The following is a 21,212-nucleotide window of genomic DNA, read 5'->3' as shown; positions in this document are numbered from 1 at the left end:
TCGGACGTGCTGGGTAACGCCTCACGGCGTGGTCTCGTTCAGCTCGGCCAGCGTGATGACGCCGTCGTCGAGTGCTCGGGTGATGAGTTCGCTCTTGGTGCGCGCGGCCCGTCCGACGTTCGCGTACTTCACCCGGACCCTGGCGATGTAGGTGTCGACGGTCTTCGCGGTGATGTGAAGCTTCGTGGCGACGAGTTCCTTGGAGGAGGAGGCGAACCATGCCCGCAGCACCTCGGCCTCGCGCGGCGACAGGCGCGGCCGGTCGGGGGTGTCGTCCGCGGCGAGCGCGCCGGACAGCGACGGCGCGGTGTAGGACCGGCCCTCGGCGGCGGCCCTGACGGCGGGGACGAGGTGCTCTGGGCCTTCGCGTTTGGTCAGATAAGCCAACGCGCCGAGGTCGATGCATTTGATCGCCGTGGCGTTGTCGGCGTGCTGTGAGTACACGACCACCCGCCGACCGCTGTCGACGAGCCGGCGGAGCTCGCCGAAGTCTGGTCTGCCGGGCACCAGTTCCAGGTCGAAGATCACCACGTCGGCGTCGGCGCCCTCGCCGGTCCACACGCCGGCGAGGCGGTCGCCCGCGTCGAGCAGACCGATCGGCGGATCTGCCTGCTCGCACCAGTACCGCACCCCCGCCGCGATCGCCGCGTGGTCGTCCACGATCACGGCCGTGATCAACTCGGCTGCCACTGGGCCTCCATCCACATTGTTCCGCCGCTGCCGAAGATCTCAATCCGCACGTCCGGCGTGGCCGGCGACGGCACCGTGTGTTCGGCGCAGTCCGCGACTACGCTGACCGACACCGCATCAGCGCTGCCGACCACGGTGACCCGCGCCCAGGAGCCCGCCGTCGCGAGTGCGGTGAGCGCGGCGTCGGTCAGGTCCCGCCGGACGGCCACCGGTGGCGTCGGCCACTGGCCACGCGCGTCCAGCTCGACCTCGACCCCCTTACGGTCCGCGATCTCCGCGCAGTGGCGCAGCTCGTGCAGCAGCGGGTTGTCGACCGTATCCGTCTCGGCGAACAGCCGGCGCATCCGGGACGCCTCGATAGCGCAACTGCGTTGCACCGCCGGATCCGACGGCTCGAGCGACCCGTCGGCGAGGCCGGTCAACAGCGGCACGGTCGTGCCGCTCAACTCGGCGAACCGCTGGGTGCGGCGTCGATGCGCGGCTGACGCGGCAGCATCCGCGGTCCGCGCCAGTTCGAGCTCGCGAGCGGACCTGGCGGCCTCGGTGGCGATCCCGCCCAGCACCGCCGCCACCACGGCCATGAGCAGCGGCAACCCGAACACCGTCACCGAGCCCGTGGTGAACCGCACCAGCGCCGCCCGGTTCACCTCGTGGAACACCAGCAGGTTTGCCAGCGCGAGTAGTTCGTGCGTCACCAGGAACCCCAGGAAAATCCTGAAAGGACGATCGAGCAGGACCACGGCGCCAGCCCAGTTCGCCGCTCCGAACAACCAGTCCACAGTGGTCGACGTCATGCCGTCCGGCAAGGTCAGGTAAGACAATGCGGACGCGGCGAGTACGACGGCGATGACGATCCGGCGCCCGGTGCGCCAAGACCGCCGCCGCACAACCAGGACAGCCTCGGTGGCCAGCACCGCGGTCAGCGCGGCGAAGGCAGCGAACTGTGCCGCCGGCAAGTCGTGGGACTCCAGGCCCTGCAACAGGTGGATCAGGCCGAGCACGTCCACCGTCAGCACGGCGAGGATCAGCGTGGCGATCCGCAGACCACGCTGCAGCTGCGCTCTCGTTTCGTCGTCACTCATCGGACCGCCACTCCAGCCGCACCATCGTGCCCGCCCCCTCGGCCGAGATGACCGTGGCCGTGCCCCCAACCCGTTCCATCCGTCCGTGCACGGACTCACGAAGCCCACGTCGGGTGGTCGAAGCACCCTTGGTGACAGCGAATCCCTTGCCCTCGTCGGAGATCTCGACCCGCAGTGCGCTCGGACCGCCGTGCAGCCGAACCAGCGCCCGGTCCGTCCCGGCGTGACGGCGCACGTTGTTGAGGGCCTCTCCGACCGCACCCTTGATCGCGCCGGCCACGTCGAACGGCAACGGCAACGCAGGCGGTGCGTCGAGCTCGACGGTCAGGTGGCCGGCGTCGAGACCGGCCCGCAGCAGGTCGACGAGGTCGGCCTGTTCCGGTCTGCGCCCACCGGCAGAGGAACGCAACCGCGCCAGATCACGGCGGGCCTGCGGTGCCAGCCAACTCGCCCCCGCCGGCACCTGCCCGGTGCCGACCATCAGCAACGTGGTGGCCGCCGTGTCGTGCAGGGAGTTCGCGAGCTCACGCTCCTCGGCACGTACGGCCGCCACCACCGCGGCCTCGCGACGTGCCCGTTCGGCCTCGGTGGCCATGCGGTCGGCTCGTTGGGCCGCGCGAACGACGACTGTCCAGGCAGCCCTGGACATGCCGGCCATCACCAGCACCCACATCAGCGACGAGGTCGGGTTCTGCCCGGCCACGGCGAAGACGACGAGCATCGAGCCGCAGGTCACCAGTGCCGCGACGATGCCGGCCAGCGGCGTGGTGTACCACTGCCACGTCACGCACGCGAACGTGACCAGCAGCCGAAGCCACGCGGTGTTGCTGTCCTCCACCGCGCCGTTCCAGAAGACGCTCAGGCACAAACCCAGCAACACGGCCACATCCAGGGCGACCGGCACGGTGGCCGTCCGCTGCAGCCATCCCTGCGCGCACGTCCAGGCCACGGCGACGGCAACCGTCAGCGCTGTGGCCGCGAACTCGCCGGCCGAGGCCTTCAGCAGGGCGACCGCCCCGATGGGCGGCAGGGTCGCGACGCGTACGGCGACGGCGTAACGGCGGCCGAACCTGTCCAGCAACCGCACGGCTTCGCCAGCCACCCGTCCCCCACCGATCTCAACATCAATTACACCGGTGAGGTGAGCGTACAGACCCCACCGACCTACGCAAGCCCCCCACCAGCCGACTCGAGCGCCTCAGCCACCGACTCGTCGGCTGACGAACTCAGCAACAGAGTCCGGTCCTTGACCAAGGCCGCGCGGTCTATGGCCTCCAGGCACGGGGGTTCCTCCTCGGTTCCGCCGCCGCGGTGGAGCTGGGGGTCGGCTTCGTTCCGGTTCGTAAGGGGTACGGGTTGTTGCCCGGCGAGAAGGTGGGGCTCGGGCAGGGCCGGATTATCGGAATCAACGACACCGCCTTCGGCTTCAGCGGTCTGCTCTGGGCCCCGGCGACTGGATCGAGACCGGAAATCAGGCAGCCGCAGTCAGGGACATGGTCGCGGAGTGCGGAAGCAGTTGGGCCGGCAGCAGCGTCATTGTGGATCAGCTCAGTGATGAGCGGAGACAGGTGGTCGGGCCGGTTCAGGCGTTGCTGGCGTTCAGTGATCTCCCGATATACCGGGGTGACGAGTAGACCGGTCGTGGAAAGGCGACAGCCTTCCCTTGCTTGGCCTGCGGAAGGACGTGTGAAACGGTGCCTGAGCGGCGGCCGCGCCCGGAAGGAGCCGCCTCCGCCCCCCGCCCGCGCGCAGGCGTCAGCGGCCCTTGCGTACCCGGGCGGCCGCGCGGGCCTCCGCCGTCTTCCGGGCCTCGGCGGTCTTGCGGGACTCCTTCGCGGGGCGGCCGGGCCGGGTGCCGAGGCCCCGGAAGGGCGCGTTGCCCCCGCTGGATCTCGTGTCGGCCGGAGGCCGCTTCGCCCCGGTGATGGCGGTCAACTGCGCCTCGCCGGACCGTACTTGGGTGACCGTCGGCCGGATCTTGGCCTCGGACATCATCCGGTTGACGTCGCGCCGCTGGTTGGGCGTGACCAGGGTGACGACCTTCCCGGACTCCCCGGCCCGGGCCGTGCGCCCGCCGCGGTGCAGATAGTCCTTGGCGTCGGCGGGCGGGTCGACGTTGACGACGAGGTCGAGCGCGTCGATGTGGATGCCCCGGGCCGCGACGTTGGTGGCGACCAGCACGGTGACCGCGCCGTCCTTGAACTGCCCGAGCGTATGCGTGCGTTGGGGCTGCGACTTGCCGCTGTGCAGGGCGGCGGCCCGTACGCCGCTGGCCCGCAGATGGCGGGTGAACTGGTCCACCCCCGCCTTGGTGTCGAGGAACATCAGCACCCGGCCGTCCCGCGCGGCGATCTCGGTCGCGGTCGCGTACTTGTCGGCGGGGTGGATGTTCAGCACATGGTGCTCCATCGTGGTGACCGAGCCCGCGGCCCGGTCGACGGAGGCGAGCACCGGGTCGTTCAGGTGGCCGCGCACCAGCTGGTCGACATCGCGGTCGAGGGTGGCGGAGAACAGCAGCCGCTGCCCGTCGGGGCGGACCTGGTCCAGGATCTCCGAGACCTGCGGCAGGAACCCCAGGTCGCACATCTGGTCCGCCTCGTCCAGCACCGTGATCCGTACCCGGTCCAGGTGGCAGTCCCGGCGCGACACCAGGTCGGCCAGCCGCCCGGGAGTCGCGACGACCACCTCGGCGCCGGCCCGCAGCGCCGCCTGCTGCTTGTTGATCGACAGCCCGCCGACCACGGTCGTCAGCCGTACGCCCAGGGTCCGCGCGTACGGCGTGAGCGCGTCGTCCACCTGCTGTGCGAGCTCCCGGGTCGGCACCAGGACCAGGGCCAGGGGCCGCTTCGACTCCGCCCGCTGCCCGGCCGTCCGGACCAGGAGCGCGAGCCCGAACGCCAGCGTCTTGCCCGAGCCGGTCCGCGCCCGGCCGAGGACGTCCCGTCCGGCGAGCGCGTTCGGCAGGGTCGCCGCCTGGATCGGGAAGGGCTCCCGCACCCCCAGCTCGGTCATGGTCCGCAGCAGCTCCGGCGGCAGCCCGAGCGCGTCGAAGGACTCCGCGGGCGGCAGCTCCCGGGGCACAGCCTCGAACGCCGGGGACTCGCTCTGGGGCTCAGGGGTGGACGACGGCTTCGCGTGCAAGGGGGAACCTTTCCTGGTGTGGCGCCCGGAACGCGCCGGGGCCCGTACCCCTCGGTACGGGCCCCGGCGGTGTCGAAGCGTGCCCCCATTTTACCAGCGCCCCCCAGCGGGCCGACCGGCCCGCTCACCCTGGGGGCGACCATTCGGTAGCCGGCTTCCTCGATGAGCTGCTCGACGTCGGCACAACGGCTACTCCTTCCTCAGCACGATGTCGAAGGTCGCCGAGGTCCAGGTGCCGTCGATCCGCCGCCCGTCCGGCGTCGGGGTTCCGGCCTCGTGGCGCTCGAACGTGTGGATGAGCGACTCCTTGACCCCGAACACCGAGTCCCGCTCCAGCCAGGAGTCGCCCGCGACGAAGATGTGCGTGATGAGCGGGTGAAAACCCGGCGCCGTCACCTTGAAGTGCAGATGCGGCGCCCGCATCGGGGAACGCCCGGCGTGGTCCAGCAGCCGGCCGACCGGGCCGTCGTCCGGGATCGGGTACGGCGTGGGTGTGAGCCCCCAGAACCGGTAGCCGCCCTCGGCGTCCGTGAACAGGTGTGCGCGCCCGGCGAGTTCGCCGGCGCCGTCGTCGTACTGGACGTCGTACATCCCGTCGTCGTCGGCCTCCCACACCTCGACGCGCGCTCCGGCGACGGGGGTGCCGTCGGGGCCGGTGACCCGGCCGCCGACCCAGGACGGTTCGCCGCTCGCACCGCCCGCGATGTCCCCGCCGGGCTCGATCCCGGGCGAGTCCTGGACGAAGAACGGGCCGAGGACCGTGGACTCCGTGGCTTCGCCGTCGCCCGGTTCGTTCACCGCGACGGTCAGCATCGAGATGCCGAGGACGTCGGAGAGGAGGACGAACTCCTGGCGGGTGTCGGTCGTGATGTGACCGGCCGCCGTCAGAAACCCGATCGTCGCGTTCCACTCGTCCTCGGTGAGCCGCGTCTCGCGTACGAACGCGTGCGCGTGGCGTACGAGGGCCTGCATCAGCTCACGGAAACGGTCGTCCTTCGCGGAGTCGAAACTCGCGACGACCTGGTCGGTCAGGCGTTGCTCATTCATCGGTGAATCTCCGTCTCGGGGAGGAGAGGGACCTGCACCGGGACGTCCCCGCGCCACGCCCGCCCCAGCAGTGCGCGCATCTCGTCGTGGGTCACGCGGCGCGGGTTGGAGTCCGGCACCTGTGCCATGACCAGGTCGGTTGCCCGGTCGAGTTCCTCCTCAGGGAGGCCCAACTCGCCTAGGGAACGCGGGGGTTGGAGACTCGTATAGAGATCGAGGAGCGCCCCGAAAGGATCGGCGGACGCGTCGAGCGCCGTTCCCAGCCACTGCTCCGCCTCCGGCGCCGCCGGCAGGTTGAGGCCGACCACATGCGGCAGGACCACTGAGTGCAGGGCAGCGTGTTCGAGGTCGTACGCGCCGCCGAGGACGTGGCACACCTTGTGGTGCAGCCCCGAACCGGCCCCGGCGAAGGCGACCGCCCCGAGATAGGTGCCGAAGAGGATGTCGCGCCGGGCCGCGACGTCCTGGCCGTCCGCGACGATGCGCGGCAGCGAGGACGCCAGCGACCGGACGCCCTCGGCGGCCAGGGCGGAGCTGATCGGGTTGTGCCGGGGCGCCCACCACGCGTCGACGCAGTGGGCGAGGGCGTTGAGTCCCGACGTCACCGACAGCCGCGTCGGCAGCGACATCATCAGCGTGGCGTCGTAGACGACGACCCGCGGGAGCACCTTCGGGTCGACGCCGGTGCGCTTGTGGCCGTCCTCGGTGAGGCCCCACACGGGGGTCGCCTCGGAGCCGGCGTACGTCGTCGGGACGGCGAGGATCGGGAGTCCGGTGGTGAGCGCGGCCGCCTTCGCGGTGCCGGTGGTCGAGCCGCCGCCGACGCTCAGCAGCAGGTCGGCCTCGTGCTCGTGGGCGGCGGCGCGTACGGCCTCGGCGACCTCGACCGGGACGTGGGGGCGGACCTCGCCGAAGACCGCCACGACGGGCAGGTCCTCGCAGATGTCCTCGGCGAGGACCCGCTCCCCGTCGGCCGCGATCACCAGGACCCGGCTCGCGCCGAGCCCGGTGATCGCGGCCGCCACGTCGTCCCGTGCGGTGCCGGAGCCGAAGACGACCCGCTGGCCCCAGGACTCGTAGACCACGGAAGTGGTCACGCGGCCACCCTCCGGGCCCGGGGCACGGCACCCGCTGCGAACGCCCCGAGGAGCGCGGGAACGGCGAAGGCGTAGAACGCCCACTCGATGTCGGCGCCCGAGCTCAGGACGTACGCGCCCAGGGACGGGCCGACGATCGCGCCGAACCGGCCGATGGACAGGGCCCAGGCGAGACCGTTGCCGCGCACGGCGTCCGGGTAGCGGGTCACGATGAACGCGTTGCCGAGGATCTGCGAACCGATGAAGCCGAAGCCGCTGATGAACATGAGCACGAACATCACGGCCGTCGGCGGACGCGTGCTCATCGCGATCAGGCTGAGCGTGCCGACCAGGAAGGCGACGACCACGACCCGCTTGGCGCCCAGCGCGTCCGCGATCCGGCCGCCGACGATCGCCCCGACGCCCACACCCAGCCACATGGCCGCCGTCTGCAGCAGCGCCGAGCCGAGGGAGAAGCCGGCGGCCTGCATGATGCTGGGCAGCCAGGTGCTGATGCCGAAGACCAGCAGGAGTCCGCAGAAGGACATGGCCCAGAACAGGACGGTCGAGACGGCGAGGCCACCGGTCAGCAGCGAGCCGAGGCCGAGCCAGCGGCCCGGGTCCGCCGTCGGCGCGTCCTCGGCGGGCGTCAGCCCGAGTCGCTCCTCCACCGCGCGCGCCTCGTCGGCGCGGCCGGTACGGCGCAGGTGGAACGGGCTCTCCGGCAGCCGGAGCACGAGCGGGATGGCCAGGAACACCGGGAGCACACCGATCACGTACAGCCACCGGTACGAGACGTCCGGGAGCAGGGCCGTGCCGAGCAGCGGGGAGAGCAGGGCGCCGGCCGCGTAACCGCTCATGATCAGGGCGACGTTGCGGCTGCGGCGGCCCGGGTCGCTGAGGTCGGCCACGTACGCGTTGATCGTCGGCAGGACGACACCCAGGCCGAGCCCGACGATCAGGCGTCCGGTGCCGAAGGACGGGACACCGCCCGCGACCGTGCAGATCGCCATGCCGAGCGTGAACAGGCCGGTGCCGGCGAGCAGCAGCCGGCGCGGGCCGGTGCGGTGGACGAGGGCTCCGGCGAAGGCCGCGCCGATCAGCATCCCGATGCCGACGAGCGAGCCGATCGTGCCCGCCTCGGCCTTGTCGATGCCGAGCGAGGGGTCGCCCAGGATGGAGGGGACGGTGACGCCGTACACGGCGAGGTCGTAGCCCTCCAGGGAGGAGACGATCCAGGCGGCGACCAGGATGAAGGTGTTCGCGGGCACTCTGCTGACTCGCGTACGCATGACAGTGGGAGCGGTCATGGCCGGATCCTTTCTCCGACGGTGGCAGGAGCCTGCACGGGCTCTACTGCGTTGGCAAGGGTCTTCAGGAGCGCCGGGACGCCGGAGAGGGTGTCCGCGGTGCCGAGGATGTAGAAGTCGGGCCGCCACACAACGGCGGCACGGCCGGTCTCGTCGAACCAGCGCCCGTAGACGCCGCCGACATCGGTGAACCCCTCGGTGGTGAGGCGGCGGTCGGTGAGGTGGTGGACGGAGACGCCGAGCCGGGCGGCTTCCGCTGTGGCCGAGGCGTCGAGCGAGGTGCCGTCGCGGCCGTCGACGAGGAGGACGAAGCCCCGGCCGAGCACGGCGTCGAAGAGCCCCTCGGTGCCGTCGTGCTCGACGCGGCCGTGCGGCATCAGGTGTCCTGCCTGCGGGGACGCGTCGTGCAGCCCCGGGCCGAGACCGGGGAACCGCATCTTCTCCGGGCGCCCGTTCGCCCCGCGCTGGGCGATCAGGCGGGCGTCGCGCTCTGCGGCGGCCACCAGGTCACGCACCGTCTGCACCCGGCCCAGCTCGATGCCCTTGGCGATGATGGCCCGGACGTGCGGCTCACGCTCGCTCTGGTACGTGTCGAGCAGCGCGTCGTCGGCCCCATGCAGCACCGCGTCCAGCTTGAACGCGAAGTTCTGCGCGTCCCGGATGCCCGAGCACATGCCCTGCCCGAGGAACGGCGGCATCTGGTGCGCCGCGTCCCCGGCCAGCAGGATCCGGCCACTGCGCCACCGCTCCGCGACCAGCGAGCGGAACGTGTACGTGGCGACGCGGATCAGCTCGGCCTGCGAGCGGTCGACGTAGGCGGCGACCCGTGCCCACACCCGGTCGGGCTCCCGCTCGACGGAGAAGGAGTCCTCGGAGTCGAGCATGAAGCTGAACCGGTGGTGCTCCGGGCCCAGCGAGATGATCGAGATCGGCTGCTTCGGGTCGCAGACCTGGCGGGCCTTGGGGATGTCCGCGCCGCCGCCCTCGGTCAGCCGGAAGTCGCAGACCATCCACGGCTCGGAGAAGCCGTGGTCCTCCTGGCCGATGCCCAGCCAGGTGCGGGTGAAGCTGTTGCCGCCGTCGCAGGCCACGACGTACCGGGCGGAGACGGCGTCGTCGGCCCCCTCGACCTGGATGTCCACGCCCTGATCGGTGTGGTGGAGTCCCGTGACCCGGGAGTCCATCCGGATCCGGACGTTCTCCAGACCACGGACCAGGCCGTCGAGGGCGTCCTCCAGATAGGGCTGGTACATCATGTACCACTCGGCCCAGCCCTGGCCGCCGACGGCGGCGAAGTCGTGCTCGATGAGCAACTCGCCCGCCCCGCTGCGCCACTCGTAGTTCCGCTGGACGTGCAGCGTGGGCAGCAGTGCCTCGGAGAGGCCGAGCCGGTCGAACGTCCGCATCGTCTCGTCGTCGAAGATGGCGGCGCGCGGCAGGTTGTAGAGGGTGGGGTAGCGCTCCAGCACGATCACGTCGTGGCCTGCCTGACCGAGCAGTGCCGCCGTGACCATGCCCACGGGTCCGTACCCGATGACGGCGACGTCGTACATGGGGGTCCCCTTGTGCTCAGACACCGGCGTACGCGGGTGCCGGGGTCGGGGCGAGGCCGAGCAGCTTCTCGGCGTTGAGGTGGCCGATCTTCTGCCGGTCGGCGTCGCTGATCGGCGCGTTCCGGAGGAACGTCGTGGCCGTCTCCATGTCCTCGAACGGGTAGTCGGTGCCGAAGAGGATGTGGTCGGCGCCCATCGACAGCAGCGCGGTGAGCAGCGGGGCGGAGGAACAGACGCCGCTGGTGGTGATGTAGAGGTTCTCGCGGAGGTACTCCGAGGGGCGGCCCCGCTTGAGCTCGATGCCGTGGTGGGCGTGGAAGTCCCAGCGGGAGTCCATGCGCCACATCACGAACGGCAGGCCCTCTCCCATGTGGCCGAGCAGGAGCTTGGCCTTCGGGAAGTCGTCGAAGACACCGCCGAAGATCAGGCGCAGGGCGTGGGTGGCGGTGTCGATGCCCCAGCTCCACATCGGCCCGACGAGTTCGGGGTGGCCGGACAGCACATGCGCGGTGTCGACGCCGTTCGCCGGGTGCAGATAGAGCGGTACGTCGAGGTGCTCGGCGCGCTCCCAGACGACGCGCAGGGCGGGGTCGTCGAGGTACCTGCCATGGGTGTGCGCGTTGACGAGGGCGCCGCGCAGCCCGAGCTGGGTGACCGCCCGCTCCAGTTCGTCGGCCGCGGCCCTCGGGTCCTGGAGCGGCAGGGCGGCGAAGCCGGAGAAGCGGTCGGGGTGCTCGGCGATGACACCGGTCAGGAAGTCGTTGACCGCGATCGCCTGGCGTACGGCGGCGGCCGGGTCCTGCTCCGCCTGGAGGCCGGGGGAGTTGAGGGACAGCACCTGCATGTCCAGGCCTGCCGCGTCCATGCCGTCGAGGCGTTCCTCGGTGAGGTCGAGGAGCCGGCGGGAGGCCTCGGCCCACGCATGGGGCTGGGCGATGGAGGCGGTGGACGCGCCGTGGCCCACCAGGTCGGGGGTCACGAAGTGCTCTTCGAGGCCGATCAGCTTCATTGCGGAGTTCTCCTCGGGGGATCGCCGGTGCGGCGAGGGGAGGTGCGGGTGGAGCGAGGTGGAGGCGGGAGCGGGGGTGAGGGAGGTGCGGTGCGGGCCGGGTGTGAGTGACCGGGCACGGGGGAGCGCCGGCGTGTGCGCTGACAGAAGCGGCTCGACGGTGGCTGCGAGCGAGCCGTCGGTGCGACGGGGAGCAGCCGGTGCGGCGCTGAGCGCCATCGGTTCGCAGTTCACCAGAACGTAACGCGTTCCGCAATAGTGAATGTAAGATCGGTTGGAAGACGCTGGTCGGCCTGTCGCGCCGATACGCTGATCGCGTTCGACCGCAGGCAGGGAGAGGGCTGTGCCGTGACCAGTACTGAGCCCAAGGAGAACGGCGATCGGCAGGGCATCCAGTCCGTCGAGACCGCGATGAGGGTCCTGCTGGCCCTGGAGAGCGGGGGCGGGGCGCTGAGCCTGTCGGCGATCGCGCAGGCCAGCGGCATGCAGCCCAGCAAGGTGCACCGCTATCTCGTCAGCCTCGGCCGCATCGGCCTGACCTCGCAGGACGCCGCGTCCGGCCTCTACGACTTCGGGGCCACGATGCGCCGCATGGGTGCGGAGGCGCTGCGCCGCACGAACGAGGTCGCGGTCGCCGGCGGCCACGCCATGCGGCTCCGTGACCGCACCGGCCACTCCGTGAACCTCGCGGTGTGGGGCGACCGCGGCCCGATCGTCGTCAGCTGGGCGTACGGCACCCGCCCCCTGCCCCTGACGGTGCGCGTCGGCGCGACCCTTCCCCTGGTCACCTCATCGGTCGGCCGCGTCTTCCTCGCCCATCTCCCCGAGAGCCTCACCGACGAGGTGCTCCGCGACGAACTCCGCGGCAAGGAGACCGACTGGCCCACCGAGCGCCTGGCGGCCACCCGCGAACAGGTCCGCGAAAACGGCTATGCCGAAACCCGAGGCAGCGTCATCCCGGGCATCATCTCGATCGCGGCCCCCGTCTTCGCCGCCGGCGACCCGCTGCCCCTGGCCATCTCGGTCGTCCTCCCGGAAAGCCTGGGCACGCCGGACCACGTGGCCGAGGTGACCCGAGAACTGCAGACGACGGTGACGGAGGCATCCCGAGAGCTGGGCCGCGCCCCAAAGGGGCGCGGGGAACTGCGCGACCAGCCACGACGCACCAGCAGTCGCCCGACGGCATAGCGAGGCGCATCCGAAGGCGCCCCCCGGTTCCTGGCGGAGCTATTGGCGACTGCCGACCACCTCGTCGTAGTAGGACTCGGCGGCCGGCCCCAGCACATCATGGGCCTCCATGAACATCTCGTACGCCTCCCGCCCCACCCACCCCGCCGGCAACAGCTCGGTCGGCAGGTCGGGATCGCGGAACGGAAACTGGCGGTAGTCGTACGTCAGCCGCATCCGCTCGACCAGGGCCTCCTCGGGACTGAGATGCCCGGCCCGGTACGAGGCCATCCGCCCCCGGTACGTGCGCAGCAGATCCCGGTAGTCCTCGTTGAGCCCGTCGAGGTCCCAGCCCCGCGCCGCCATCTCCCGGTCGACGGGCAGCCCGCCGGATTGGCAGCGCAGCGTGTCCAGCCGTACGGCGGGCTCGTCCGCGAACTTCTCCCGGACCTGCTGGAGCCGGTCGTGCGGGGAGACGTACGTGGACGGTGCCAGCGGGCCGAACCCCAGCCAGGCCAGTTCCTTGCGGATGCGGTCCCGGACACCGCGCTCGGTCTCCGGGACCGAGTAGATGACCATGTACCAGTGCCGGTCCCAGCCGGCGGGCGCCCGGTCGAAGATGCGGGTGCGGCCCTCGTCGAGAAGCTGCAGACTGCGCTTGTTCAGGGCGTAGACGGTCTCCCGGCCCTCGCGTCGGACATCGAACCAGCCCTCCTTGCGCAGCCTGGCGAGCACCACGCGCACGGTGCTCTCACCGACGCCGAAGCAGCCCATCAGCGTGCTCAGAGTGCGCATCCGGGCGGCACCGCCGCGGTAGCGGACGTAGTCGCCGAACAGGTCGAAGACAATCGATCGAGGCTTCACGGAAACGACTATGTCACACGGACGGCCGTTGCCTGAGTGAGTCATTCCCCTGGAATCACTTGCCATGATTGCGCAACAAATTATTGACGCCCGTGTATCCATTGACACAAGATGCCTGCGGGCCTGAGTCTGGGCCTGTACTCGAACGTGAAGGCGGAGGCCATGGTTTCTCGGATCGCTTGCGTGGGAGGCGGCCCCGGTGGGCTGTTCTTCGCGGCGCTCATCAAGCAGGCCGATCCGTCGGTCGAGGTGACGGTCTTCGAGCGGAACCGTCCGGAGGACACCTTCGGCTTCGGCGTGGTGTTCTCCGACGCGACCCTGGCCGCCATCCACGAGGCCGACCCCGTGCTGCGCACCGCGCTCGCGGACCACGGCCGGCACTGGGACGACATCGAGGTGCGGCTCAAGGGACAGCGCGTCCGGTGCGGCGGCAACGGCATGGCCGCCATCACCCGCAAGACCCTGCTCCAGCTCCTGCACCGCCGGGCCGAGGAGGTCGGCGTCGACCTCCGGTTCAGCGAGGAGGTGCCCACCGATGCGGAGTGGCTGGCCGACTACGACCTGGTCGTGGCCGCCGACGGCGCCAACTCCCGCTTCCGCGACCGCCTCGCCGACGTGCTCGTCCCCGAGGTGGAGGTCGCGACGGCCAAGTTCATCTGGTTCGGCACGGACTACCTCTTCGACGGTCTCACCTTCGTTCACGAGCACGGCCCGCACGGCACGTTCGCCGTGCACGGCTACCCGATCAGCGACGAGGTCAGCACGTTCATCGTGGAGACCGACGAGGAGTCCTGGCGGCGCGCGGGCCTCGACGAGTTCGACACCGCGCAGCCGCCGGGCCCGAGCGACGAGAAGACCCGGCACTACCTGGAGAAGCTCTTCGCCGAGCAGATCGACGGCCACCAGCTGCTGGTCAACAACTCACGCTGGGGCAACTTCCGCACCCGCCGCACCCACCGCTGGCACAGCGGCAACGTCGTCCTCCTCGGCGACGCCGCCCACACCGCGCACTTCTCCGTCGGATCCGGCACCAAGATGGCCATGGAGGACGCCGTCGCCCTCGCCGACACCCTCCTCGCCCACCGCGACGACCTGCCGGCCGCCCTGGAGGCGTACGAGGCCGCCCGCCGCCCCTCGGTCGAGAAGATCCAGGGCGCCGCCCGGCCCAGCCTGTCCTGGTGGGAGAACTTCGGGCGCTACCACGACGCGTTCCGGCCCACCCAGTTCGCCTTCCACTTCATCTCACGAAGCATCGGCAAGGAGCGGATCGCCCGCCGCGACGCCGAGTTCGTCGACACGGTCGTACGGGACTGGCGCGTCACTCACGAAGGTTCCGCTCCTCTCGACACCCCGTTCATGGACTTCGACGGCCGACGACCGACCCCGGCCCAGCTCACGGAACTGCGCGCCGAGGGCTCCCGCTGCCTGTGGCTCACCGCGCCCGACGTAGAGGCCGAACTCCCTTCTCTGTACGAGCGGTTGGCCGCCGCGTTGAGCGATGACGTACCCCCCGACCTGGTGGCCGTCCAGGACGGCACCCCGCTCACCCGTTCCCTGCTCGCCGAGCAGGCCCGGCTGGTGTACGGCGTGCCCGCGCTGATCGTGGAGGACGCGATGGACGACGACCGGGCGGAGACGCTGCTGCTGTCGGGGCGGGCCGATCTGGTCGCCGCCGCTTCGGAAGGGCGGGGCGAGGCATGACCACGGACCTGACTCCGCTCCTGGCGCCCGAGGGCGTCGTCGTGATCGGCGCCTCGCGGCAGGCCGGGAAGCTCGGCGCCGCCATGGCCCGCTCCCTCGCCTGCTTCCCCGGCGCCCGCGCCCTGGTCAACGCCCGCCGCCCCGACCCCGCCGAAGGCGTGTACGCCTCCGTCGCCGAGGCCGCCGCGCACACCGACGGACGGCTCGACCTCGCCGTCCTGTGCGTGCCCGCGTCCGGCTGCGCGCAAGCCCTGGCCGAGGCGGCAGCCGCCGGCTGCCGTGCCGCGCTGGTCTGCGCCGGCGGCTTCGGCGAGGCGGGCCCGGAGGGCGAGGAGTACGCGGACGAACTGCGCCGGGTGGCCCGGGAGACCGGGGTACGGCTGCTCGGCCCCAACACCTCCGGCTTCTTCGCGCCCCACCTCGGCCTCACCGCCAGCTTCGTACCGGCCGCCGGACAGCTTCCGGCCGGGGACATCGCCGTCGTCGCGGCCAGCGGCGGCGTCAACCACGCGCTCGCCTTCGACCTGGTCACCGCCGGGAACGGCATCAGCCTCGGCGTCGGCATCGGGGCGGGCCTCGATGTCACCGCCGCGGATGTCCTGGACCACCTCGTGCGGGACGACCGTACGACGGCTGTGGCTCTGCATCTGGAGACGGTTCCGGACGGACCACGTCTGGTGGCGGCCGTGCGCGGGCTGGCTGTCGTGAAGCCGGTCGTGGCGCTGGTCGTCGGCCGCAGTGACATCGGTGACTTCGCCCGGTCGCACACCGGCGCGCTCGCCACGTCCTGGCGTACGACACGTGCCGCGTTGCGGCAGGCCGGGGCGGTGGTCGTGGACGACGAGCGGGAACTGGTGGACGCGCTCACCGCGCTGTCCCGCATCCGGCTGCGCCCGCTGTCGGACCCGGGGCTCGGCATCGTGACCGCTCAGGCCGGCCCGGGGCTGCTCCTGGCTGACCGGGCGGGCACCGACGGCATCCGCGTACCGGAGTTGACCACGACCACACGGCACACGTTGAGCGAACTGCTGCCCCCGCTCACCTACCAGCGCAACCCGGTCGACACCGGCCGCCCCGCCGAGACGTTCGCCCGAGTCCTCGACACCACGGCCGCCGACCCGGCGGTGGACCTCCTCGCCGTCTACGCCCTGACCGAGCCCGACAGCGTCGACCTCGCCTCCGCCGCCCAGGCCGCCGGCCTCGGGGCCGACTCCCCGGCCGTGGTGGTCGTCGGCGGCCTCCCCGAGGACGCGGCCGAACAACGGACCCGCCTGCACAAGGCGGGAGTCCCGGCTCTCACCGGACCGGCCTCAGCCGCCAACGCGGTACGGGCACTGGTGACGGATGCGCGGCAGCGGTCTCTGCGCGTCGAGGCGGACAGGGTTTCACCGGCACCGGCACCGGCACCGGCTTTCGGTGCCGCGGACACGGCCACGACGTCCGCCGCCACCGCACCCAGCCCGGTGGCGCTCGCGCGAGAGCGGGGGCAGGAAGGCGATGCCGTCGCGTTCTCGTCCGCGTCGGCGCTCGCCTCCACCGACGCCGGACCGGCCCCGTCGGCCGACGCGCGGCAGCGGGCGTCGTCGGACGCGGAGAGACCGCGCTCGGAGGCGATCGCCGTCGTACCCCTCGGCCCCCTCGACGAGGACGCCGCCAAGACCTTCCTCGCCGGGCTCGGCATCCGCACCCCCGACCGCGTCGCCTGCGACAACCGCGCCGAGGCCCATCAGGCCCTGCGCCGGCTCGGCGGCCCCGTCGCCGTCAAGGTGCTCGACGCCGCGATCCTGCACAAGACGGAGATCGGCGGGGTCCACCTGGGCGTACGTACCGCCGAGGAACTCGACGCGGCGCTGGACGCCATCGGCCCCGACCGCCGCTACCTGGTCGAGGCGATGGCCCCGGCCGGTGTCGACCTCGTGCTCGGCGTGCGGCGGGACCCGGTGTTCGGGCCGGTCGTGTTGGCGGGGCTGGGCGGCACGGCCGCCGAGGCGCTCGCCGACGTGGCGATCCGGCTCGCCCCGCTGTCCGTGACCGAGGCCGCCACGATGCCCGACGAACTGGCCGCCCGCGTCCTGCTCGACGGCTGGCGGGGCGGGCCGGTGCTGGACCGCGCCGAGTTCGGACGGGTCGTCGCCGCGCTCGCCGCCGCCCTGGCCGCGAGCTCGGAGACCGCCGAGATCGAGATCAACCCGCTGCGGCTCACCGCCGACGGGCTGATCGCCCTGGACGCCGTGATCGTGCCCACTGAGGAGAGTGACCATGCCCAGGCCTAGCAGCGACGGAGCTGTGCCCTGGCCGACGGAGTACGCCGAGCGCTACACCGCGAAGGGCTACTGGGAGGGCATCGCCCTCGGCGACCGGCTGCACGCCTCCGCCGACGCGACCCCCGACGCGATCGCCGTCGTCGACGGCGACCGCAGGCTGACGTACCGGCAACTCGCCGAGCGGGCGGACGCCGCGGCGCTGCGCCTGGCCGCGCTGGGCCTCCGCCCGGACGACCGGATCGTGGTGCAGCTGCCCAACACGGTCGAGTTCGCGATCCTCACGTACGCCTGCCTGCGTCTCGGCGTCATCCCCGTCATGGCGCTGCCCGGCCACCGCAGACACGAGATCGGCCATCTCGTCGAGCACAGCGAGGCCGTGGGCATCGCGGTTCCGGACGTCCTCAAGGACCATGACCATCAGTCGATGGCGTTCGAGATCGCCGGCTCCTCGGCAACTCTCGCTCATGTCCTGGTCCTCGGCGACAAGGTCGGCGACAGTGCCGTGGATCTGCGGGGGTTGTGCGCCGAGCCCGCCGCACCAGGTGCCCGGCAGGCGGTCGACGCATACCGGCCCGACAGCCGCTCCATCGCCGTGTTCCTGCTCTCCGGCGGCACCACCGGACTGCCCAAGCTCATCGCCCGCACCCACGACGACTACCTCTACAACGCCCGCCGCAGCGCCGAGGTCTGCGAACTCGGCCCCGACACGGTCTACTTCGCCGCCCTGCCCCTCGGGCACAACTTCCCCCTCGCCTGCCCGGGTCTGCTCGGCACGTTGCTGCACGGCGGGCGGGTCGTCCTCGGTTCGCCCAACCCGGACAAGGCGTTCCCGATCGTCGAGCGCGAGGGTGTCACCGTGAGCGCCCTGGTGCCGGCCATCGCCCAGCGCTGGCTGGACCACCGCCGGGAACACCCGGCGCACGACCTGAGTTCGCTGCGCCTCCTCCAGGTCGGCGGCTCCCGCCTCGCCGACCACGTCGCCCGCCGCGTCCGCCCCGAACTGGGCTGCACGCTCCAGCAGGTGTTCGGGATGGCCGAGGGCCTCCTCAACTACACGCGCCTCGACGACTCCGAGGACGTCATCTGTACGACGCAGGGCCGCCCCATGTGCGACGACGACGAGCTTCTCGTCGTGGACGAGCTGGGCGACCCGGTCCCGGAGGGGAGCCCCGGTGTGCTGCTCACCCGGGGGCCGTACACCCCACGCGGCTACTACCGGGCCGAGGAGCAGAACGCCCGCGCGTTCACCGAGGACGGCTGGTACCGCACCGGCGACATCGTGCGGCTGCTCCCCGACGGCAACCTCGTCGTCGAGGGACGAGACAAGGACATGATCATCCGGGGTGGGGAGAACATCTCCGCCGAGGAGATCGAGAACTTCGCGTACCAGACCCCGGGCGTCACCCGCGCCGCCGCCGTGGCCATGCCCGACGACCGGCTCGGCGAGCGGGTCTGCCTCTACGTCGTCCCGGAAGCCGGGCACACCGTCACCCTCGACGACGTCCACCACGTCATGGAGCGCGCGGGCACCGCCCGCTTCAAGTTCCCGGACCGGCTGGTGACCGTCCCCGAACTCATCGCCACCAAGGTCGGAAAGATCGACAAGAAGGCCCTGCGCGCCGACATCGCGCGCCGCCTCGACGCCGAAGGAACCCCCGATGACCACTGACCCGGTGACCAGCGTCTCCGTCATCGCCCCGGACGAGACGGACCCCGACCTGCGGAAGCTGTACGACGGCTTCGCGGCCGCCGGGCTCATCCCGCTGTGGACGGAGATCGGCAACCTGATGCCGCTGACCCCGCAGCCCGAGGCCGTACCGCACGTCTGGCAATGGGACACCCTCCTGCCGCTCGCCCGCCGGTCCGGCGACCTGGTGCCCGTCGGGCGTGGCGGTGAGCGCCGGGCGATCGCCCTCGCCAACCCGGGCCTGCCCGGACGGCCGTACGCGACGCCCAACCTCTGGGCGGCGATCCAGTACCTGGGCCCGCGGGAGGTCGCCCCCGCACACCGGCACTCGCAGGGCGCCTTCCGGTTCATCCTGGAGGGCCAGGGCGTGTGGACGGTCGTCAACGGCGACGCGGTCGAGATGCGCCCGGGCGACCTCCTCCTCACCCCGTCCATGCACTGGCACGGCCACCACCACGTCGGCGACGAGCCCATGGTCTGGCTCGACGGCCTCGACATCCCGCTCGTCCACCGACTCGACGCCGGGTTCTTCGAGTTCGGCGAGGACGGCGTGTCCGACCGGTCCACCCCCTCCCGCTCGCGCAACGAACGGCTCTGGGGCCACCCCGGACTGCGTCCGATAGCCGCCCCCGAAACCGCCAACTCCCCACTGATGGCCTACCGTTGGGCCGACACCGACGACGCCCTCACCGCCCAGCTGGAGCTGGAGGACGAAGGACACCCCGGTGTCATCGAGCCCGGCCACGCGGGCATCCGCTTCACCAACCCCGCCACCGGCCGCGACGCCCTCGCCAGCCTGCGCACCGAGATGCACCGGCTGCGGCCCGGCACCACCACCGCCACCCGCCGCACCGTCGGCTCCTCGGTCTGGCAGGTCTTCCGCGGCAGCGGCACGGTCACCCTCGACGACCGCGTGATCGAGGTGGCCGCCGGCGACCTGATCGCCGTCCCCTCCTGGTGCGCCCTGACCATCGCGGCGGACACCCGGCTCGATCTGTTCACCTTCAACGACGCGCCCCTCTACGAGGCGCTGAACCTCGCCCGCACGGAAACGACCGCCCGCACCGAAACGACCGGGAGCACGACCTCATGAAGCTCGCCACCATCCGCACCGTCGACGGCACGGCGGCCGTCCGCCTCGACGGCGACCGGGCAGTGGAGGTCGGCGTCCCCGACGTCGCCGGCCTGCTGCGCCGCCCCGACTGGCGTACGGACGCGGCAGCCGCCGACGGCCCCACGCACGACGTGGCCGCCCTCGACCTCGCCCCGGTCGTCACGACCTCCGCGAAGATCTTCTGCGTGGGCCACAACTACCGTACCCACATAGCGGAGATGGGCCGCGAGATGCCCTCGCACCCCGCCCTCTTCGCCAAGTTCGCCAACTGCCTCCTCGGCGCCCGCGACGACATCGTCCACCCGGGCGAGACCGAGGAACTGGACTGGGAGGCCGAACTCGGCTTCGTCATCGGCTCCCGGCTGCCCCGCCGGGCCACCAAGGAGGAGGCGGCCGCCGCGATCGCCGGCTACACCGTCGTCAACGACATCTCCATGCGGGACTGGCAGTGGCGCACCCCGCAGTGGCTCCAGGGCAAGGCGTGGGAGGCCAGCACCCCGGCCGGGCCGCTGCTGGTCACCGGCGACGAGATCGACGACGCGGCCGACCTGGAGATCCGGCTGGAGGTCGACGGCGAGGTCATGCAGCGCTCACGCACCTCCGACCTGCTCTTCACCCCGGCGGACATCGCCGCGTACATCAGCACGTTCACGACCCTGGAGCCGGGTGACCTCATCCTCACCGGCACGCCGGGTGGCGTGGGTGCGGCCCGCGATCCGAAGGTGTTCCTGAAGCCGGGCCAGGTCGTACGTACGGTCGTCGAGGGCATCGGGGAGTGCGTGAACACGGTCGTCGAGGACAAGGCGTGAAGGTCCTCGCATGGGTCGCGGACGGTCAGGTCCGGCTCCAGCGGGCGGTCGACGCACTTCCGCCGCACGCCGTCACCGAACCGTCCGCTCTCCCCGGCTGGACCCGCGGCCACCTCCTCACCCACCTCGCCCGCAACGCCGACGCCCTGGTCAACCTGCTGACCTGGGCCCGTACGGGAATCCCCACCCCCATGTACGCCTCGCCGGACCAGCGCGCCACGGACATCCAGGCCGGCGCCGCTCGCTCGCTCACCGAACAGCGGGCGGATGTACGGGAATCCGCCGAGCGCTTCCGGCAAGCCGCCGGGGCGATGTCGGACGACGACTGGTCGGCCACCGTCACCAGCGGGACGGGCCGACAGATCCCGGCGTCCGAGGTGCCGTGGCTGCGGGCCCGCGAGGTCTGGATCCACCTGGTCGATCTGCGGGTCGGCGTCGGCATGGACGTACTGCCGCCCGATTTCGCCTGGGCTCTCGTGGGTGATGTGGCCGGGTGGATGACGGAACGCCTCCAGCCCGGCACCGGCGTCGAGTTGAACGCGGACGGACACGGCACCGTCGCGCTGGGCGCCGGCCCTGTCGGTGCCACGGTCGCCGGACCCCCACACGCCCTGGCCGCCTGGCTCACCGGCCGGGGCACTGCCGCGGACCTGCGGGTCACCGGCGAACTCCCCCACCTACCCAACTGGTTGTAACCA

Annotated in this window: 17 protein-coding genes; 7 read left to right on the top strand and 10 right to left on the bottom strand. The window is 71.7% G+C overall.

Going from position 1 to position 21,212, the window contains the following annotated elements:
* Positions 1 to 21 precede the first annotated feature (21 nt).
* The 9 genes from HW837_RS13965 to HW837_RS13925 all read right to left on the bottom strand — a co-directional run bounded on the left by HW837_RS13965 (position 22) and on the right by HW837_RS13925 (position 10,908).
* Positions 22 to 690 (bottom strand): response regulator, encoded by a 669-nt coding sequence (locus HW837_RS13965; RefSeq protein ID WP_045560212.1) that lies wholly within the window; start codon positions 688 to 690, stop codon positions 22 to 24.
* Entirely contained in the window at positions 675 to 1,772 is a 1,098-nt protein-coding gene (locus HW837_RS13960) for a hypothetical protein (protein ID WP_052682997.1), read from the bottom strand. The genes HW837_RS13965 and HW837_RS13960 overlap by 16 nt, the downstream gene beginning before the upstream one ends.
* Positions 1,765 to 2,874, bottom strand: coding sequence for a sensor histidine kinase (locus tag HW837_RS13955; protein WP_193379634.1), 1,110 nt, complete (start codon positions 2,872 to 2,874; stop codon positions 1,765 to 1,767). Before HW837_RS13955 ends, HW837_RS13960 begins: the two co-directional genes overlap by 8 nt.
* 653 nt (positions 2,875 to 3,527) lie before the next feature.
* On the bottom strand, positions 3,528 to 4,853 hold the full coding sequence (locus HW837_RS13950) for a DEAD/DEAH box helicase (RefSeq protein ID WP_313895494.1): 1,326 nt from the start codon (positions 4,851 to 4,853) through the stop codon (positions 3,528 to 3,530).
* A 249-nt stretch (positions 4,854 to 5,102) separates the two neighbouring features.
* Positions 5,103 to 5,960: a dioxygenase family protein gene (locus HW837_RS13945; RefSeq protein WP_045560214.1), complete on the bottom strand. Its 858-nt coding sequence runs from the start codon at positions 5,958 to 5,960 to the stop codon at positions 5,103 to 5,105.
* Positions 5,957 to 7,057 carry a maleylacetate reductase gene (locus HW837_RS13940; protein ID WP_093790915.1) on the bottom strand — a complete coding sequence of 367 codons (1,101 nt, stop codon included), beginning with the start codon at positions 7,055 to 7,057 and terminating at the stop codon, positions 5,957 to 5,959. Before HW837_RS13940 ends, HW837_RS13945 begins: the two co-directional genes overlap by 4 nt.
* A complete protein-coding gene (locus tag HW837_RS13935) occupies positions 7,054 to 8,346 on the bottom strand; it encodes an MFS transporter (protein WP_093790914.1) in 1,293 nt (430 codons plus the stop codon). Before HW837_RS13935 ends, HW837_RS13940 begins: the two co-directional genes overlap by 4 nt.
* A complete protein-coding gene (locus tag HW837_RS13930; RefSeq protein ID WP_193379635.1) occupies positions 8,343 to 9,899 on the bottom strand; it encodes a bifunctional 3-(3-hydroxy-phenyl)propionate/3-hydroxycinnamic acid hydroxylase in 1,557 nt (518 codons plus the stop codon). Before HW837_RS13930 ends, HW837_RS13935 begins: the two co-directional genes overlap by 4 nt.
* 16 nt (positions 9,900 to 9,915) lie before the next feature.
* Positions 9,916 to 10,908: an amidohydrolase family protein gene (locus HW837_RS13925; RefSeq protein ID WP_045560218.1), complete on the bottom strand. Its 993-nt coding sequence runs from the start codon at positions 10,906 to 10,908 to the stop codon at positions 9,916 to 9,918.
* A gap of 348 nt (positions 10,909 to 11,256) precedes the next feature.
* Between HW837_RS13925 and HW837_RS13920 the strand changes: the two genes are divergently transcribed.
* Entirely contained in the window at positions 11,257 to 12,096 is an 840-nt protein-coding gene (locus HW837_RS13920) for an IclR family transcriptional regulator (protein ID WP_064744283.1), read from the top strand.
* 39 nt (positions 12,097 to 12,135) lie between these two features.
* On the opposite strand, the gene HW837_RS13915 is transcribed toward HW837_RS13920, so the two are convergent.
* Entirely contained in the window at positions 12,136 to 12,939 is an 804-nt protein-coding gene (locus tag HW837_RS13915) for a PaaX family transcriptional regulator (protein ID WP_045560219.1), read from the bottom strand.
* Positions 12,940 to 13,101: 162 nt separating this feature from the next.
* Here HW837_RS13915 and HW837_RS13910 point away from each other — a divergent pair, with 162 nt between their 5' ends.
* Genes HW837_RS13910 through HW837_RS13885 form a run of 6 tightly spaced genes read left to right on the top strand, consistent with a single transcriptional unit; the run spans position 13,102 to position 21,209 of the window.
* Positions 13,102 to 14,640 carry an FAD-dependent monooxygenase gene (locus HW837_RS13910; RefSeq protein WP_045560286.1) on the top strand — a complete coding sequence of 513 codons (1,539 nt, stop codon included), beginning with the start codon at positions 13,102 to 13,104 and terminating at the stop codon, positions 14,638 to 14,640.
* Positions 14,637 to 16,913: an acetate--CoA ligase family protein gene (locus HW837_RS48090; protein ID WP_196788870.1), complete on the top strand. Its 2,277-nt coding sequence runs from the start codon at positions 14,637 to 14,639 to the stop codon at positions 16,911 to 16,913. The genes HW837_RS13910 and HW837_RS48090 overlap by 4 nt, the downstream gene beginning before the upstream one ends.
* Entirely contained in the window at positions 16,900 to 18,573 is a 1,674-nt protein-coding gene (locus HW837_RS13900) for a (2,3-dihydroxybenzoyl)adenylate synthase (protein WP_193379636.1), read from the top strand. The genes HW837_RS48090 and HW837_RS13900 overlap by 14 nt, the downstream gene beginning before the upstream one ends.
* On the top strand, positions 18,563 to 19,684 hold the full coding sequence (locus HW837_RS13895; protein WP_045560222.1) for a cupin domain-containing protein: 1,122 nt from the start codon (positions 18,563 to 18,565) through the stop codon (positions 19,682 to 19,684). Before HW837_RS13900 ends, HW837_RS13895 begins: the two co-directional genes overlap by 11 nt.
* On the top strand, positions 19,681 to 20,514 hold the full coding sequence (locus HW837_RS13890) for a fumarylacetoacetate hydrolase family protein (protein WP_045560223.1): 834 nt from the start codon (positions 19,681 to 19,683) through the stop codon (positions 20,512 to 20,514). Before HW837_RS13895 ends, HW837_RS13890 begins: the two co-directional genes overlap by 4 nt.
* Complete coding sequence (locus HW837_RS13885; RefSeq protein ID WP_045560224.1) at positions 20,511 to 21,209, top strand: maleylpyruvate isomerase family mycothiol-dependent enzyme; 699 nt, start codon at positions 20,511 to 20,513, stop codon at positions 21,207 to 21,209. The genes HW837_RS13890 and HW837_RS13885 overlap by 4 nt, the downstream gene beginning before the upstream one ends.
* Positions 21,210 to 21,212: the final 3 nt, after the last annotated feature.

The sequence above is a fragment of the Streptomyces caniscabiei genome, assembly GCF_014930365.1.
GTDB lineage: Bacteria > Actinomycetota > Actinomycetes > Streptomycetales > Streptomycetaceae > Streptomyces > Streptomyces caniscabiei.
This window is presented reverse-complemented; position numbering and strand designations above follow the sequence as displayed.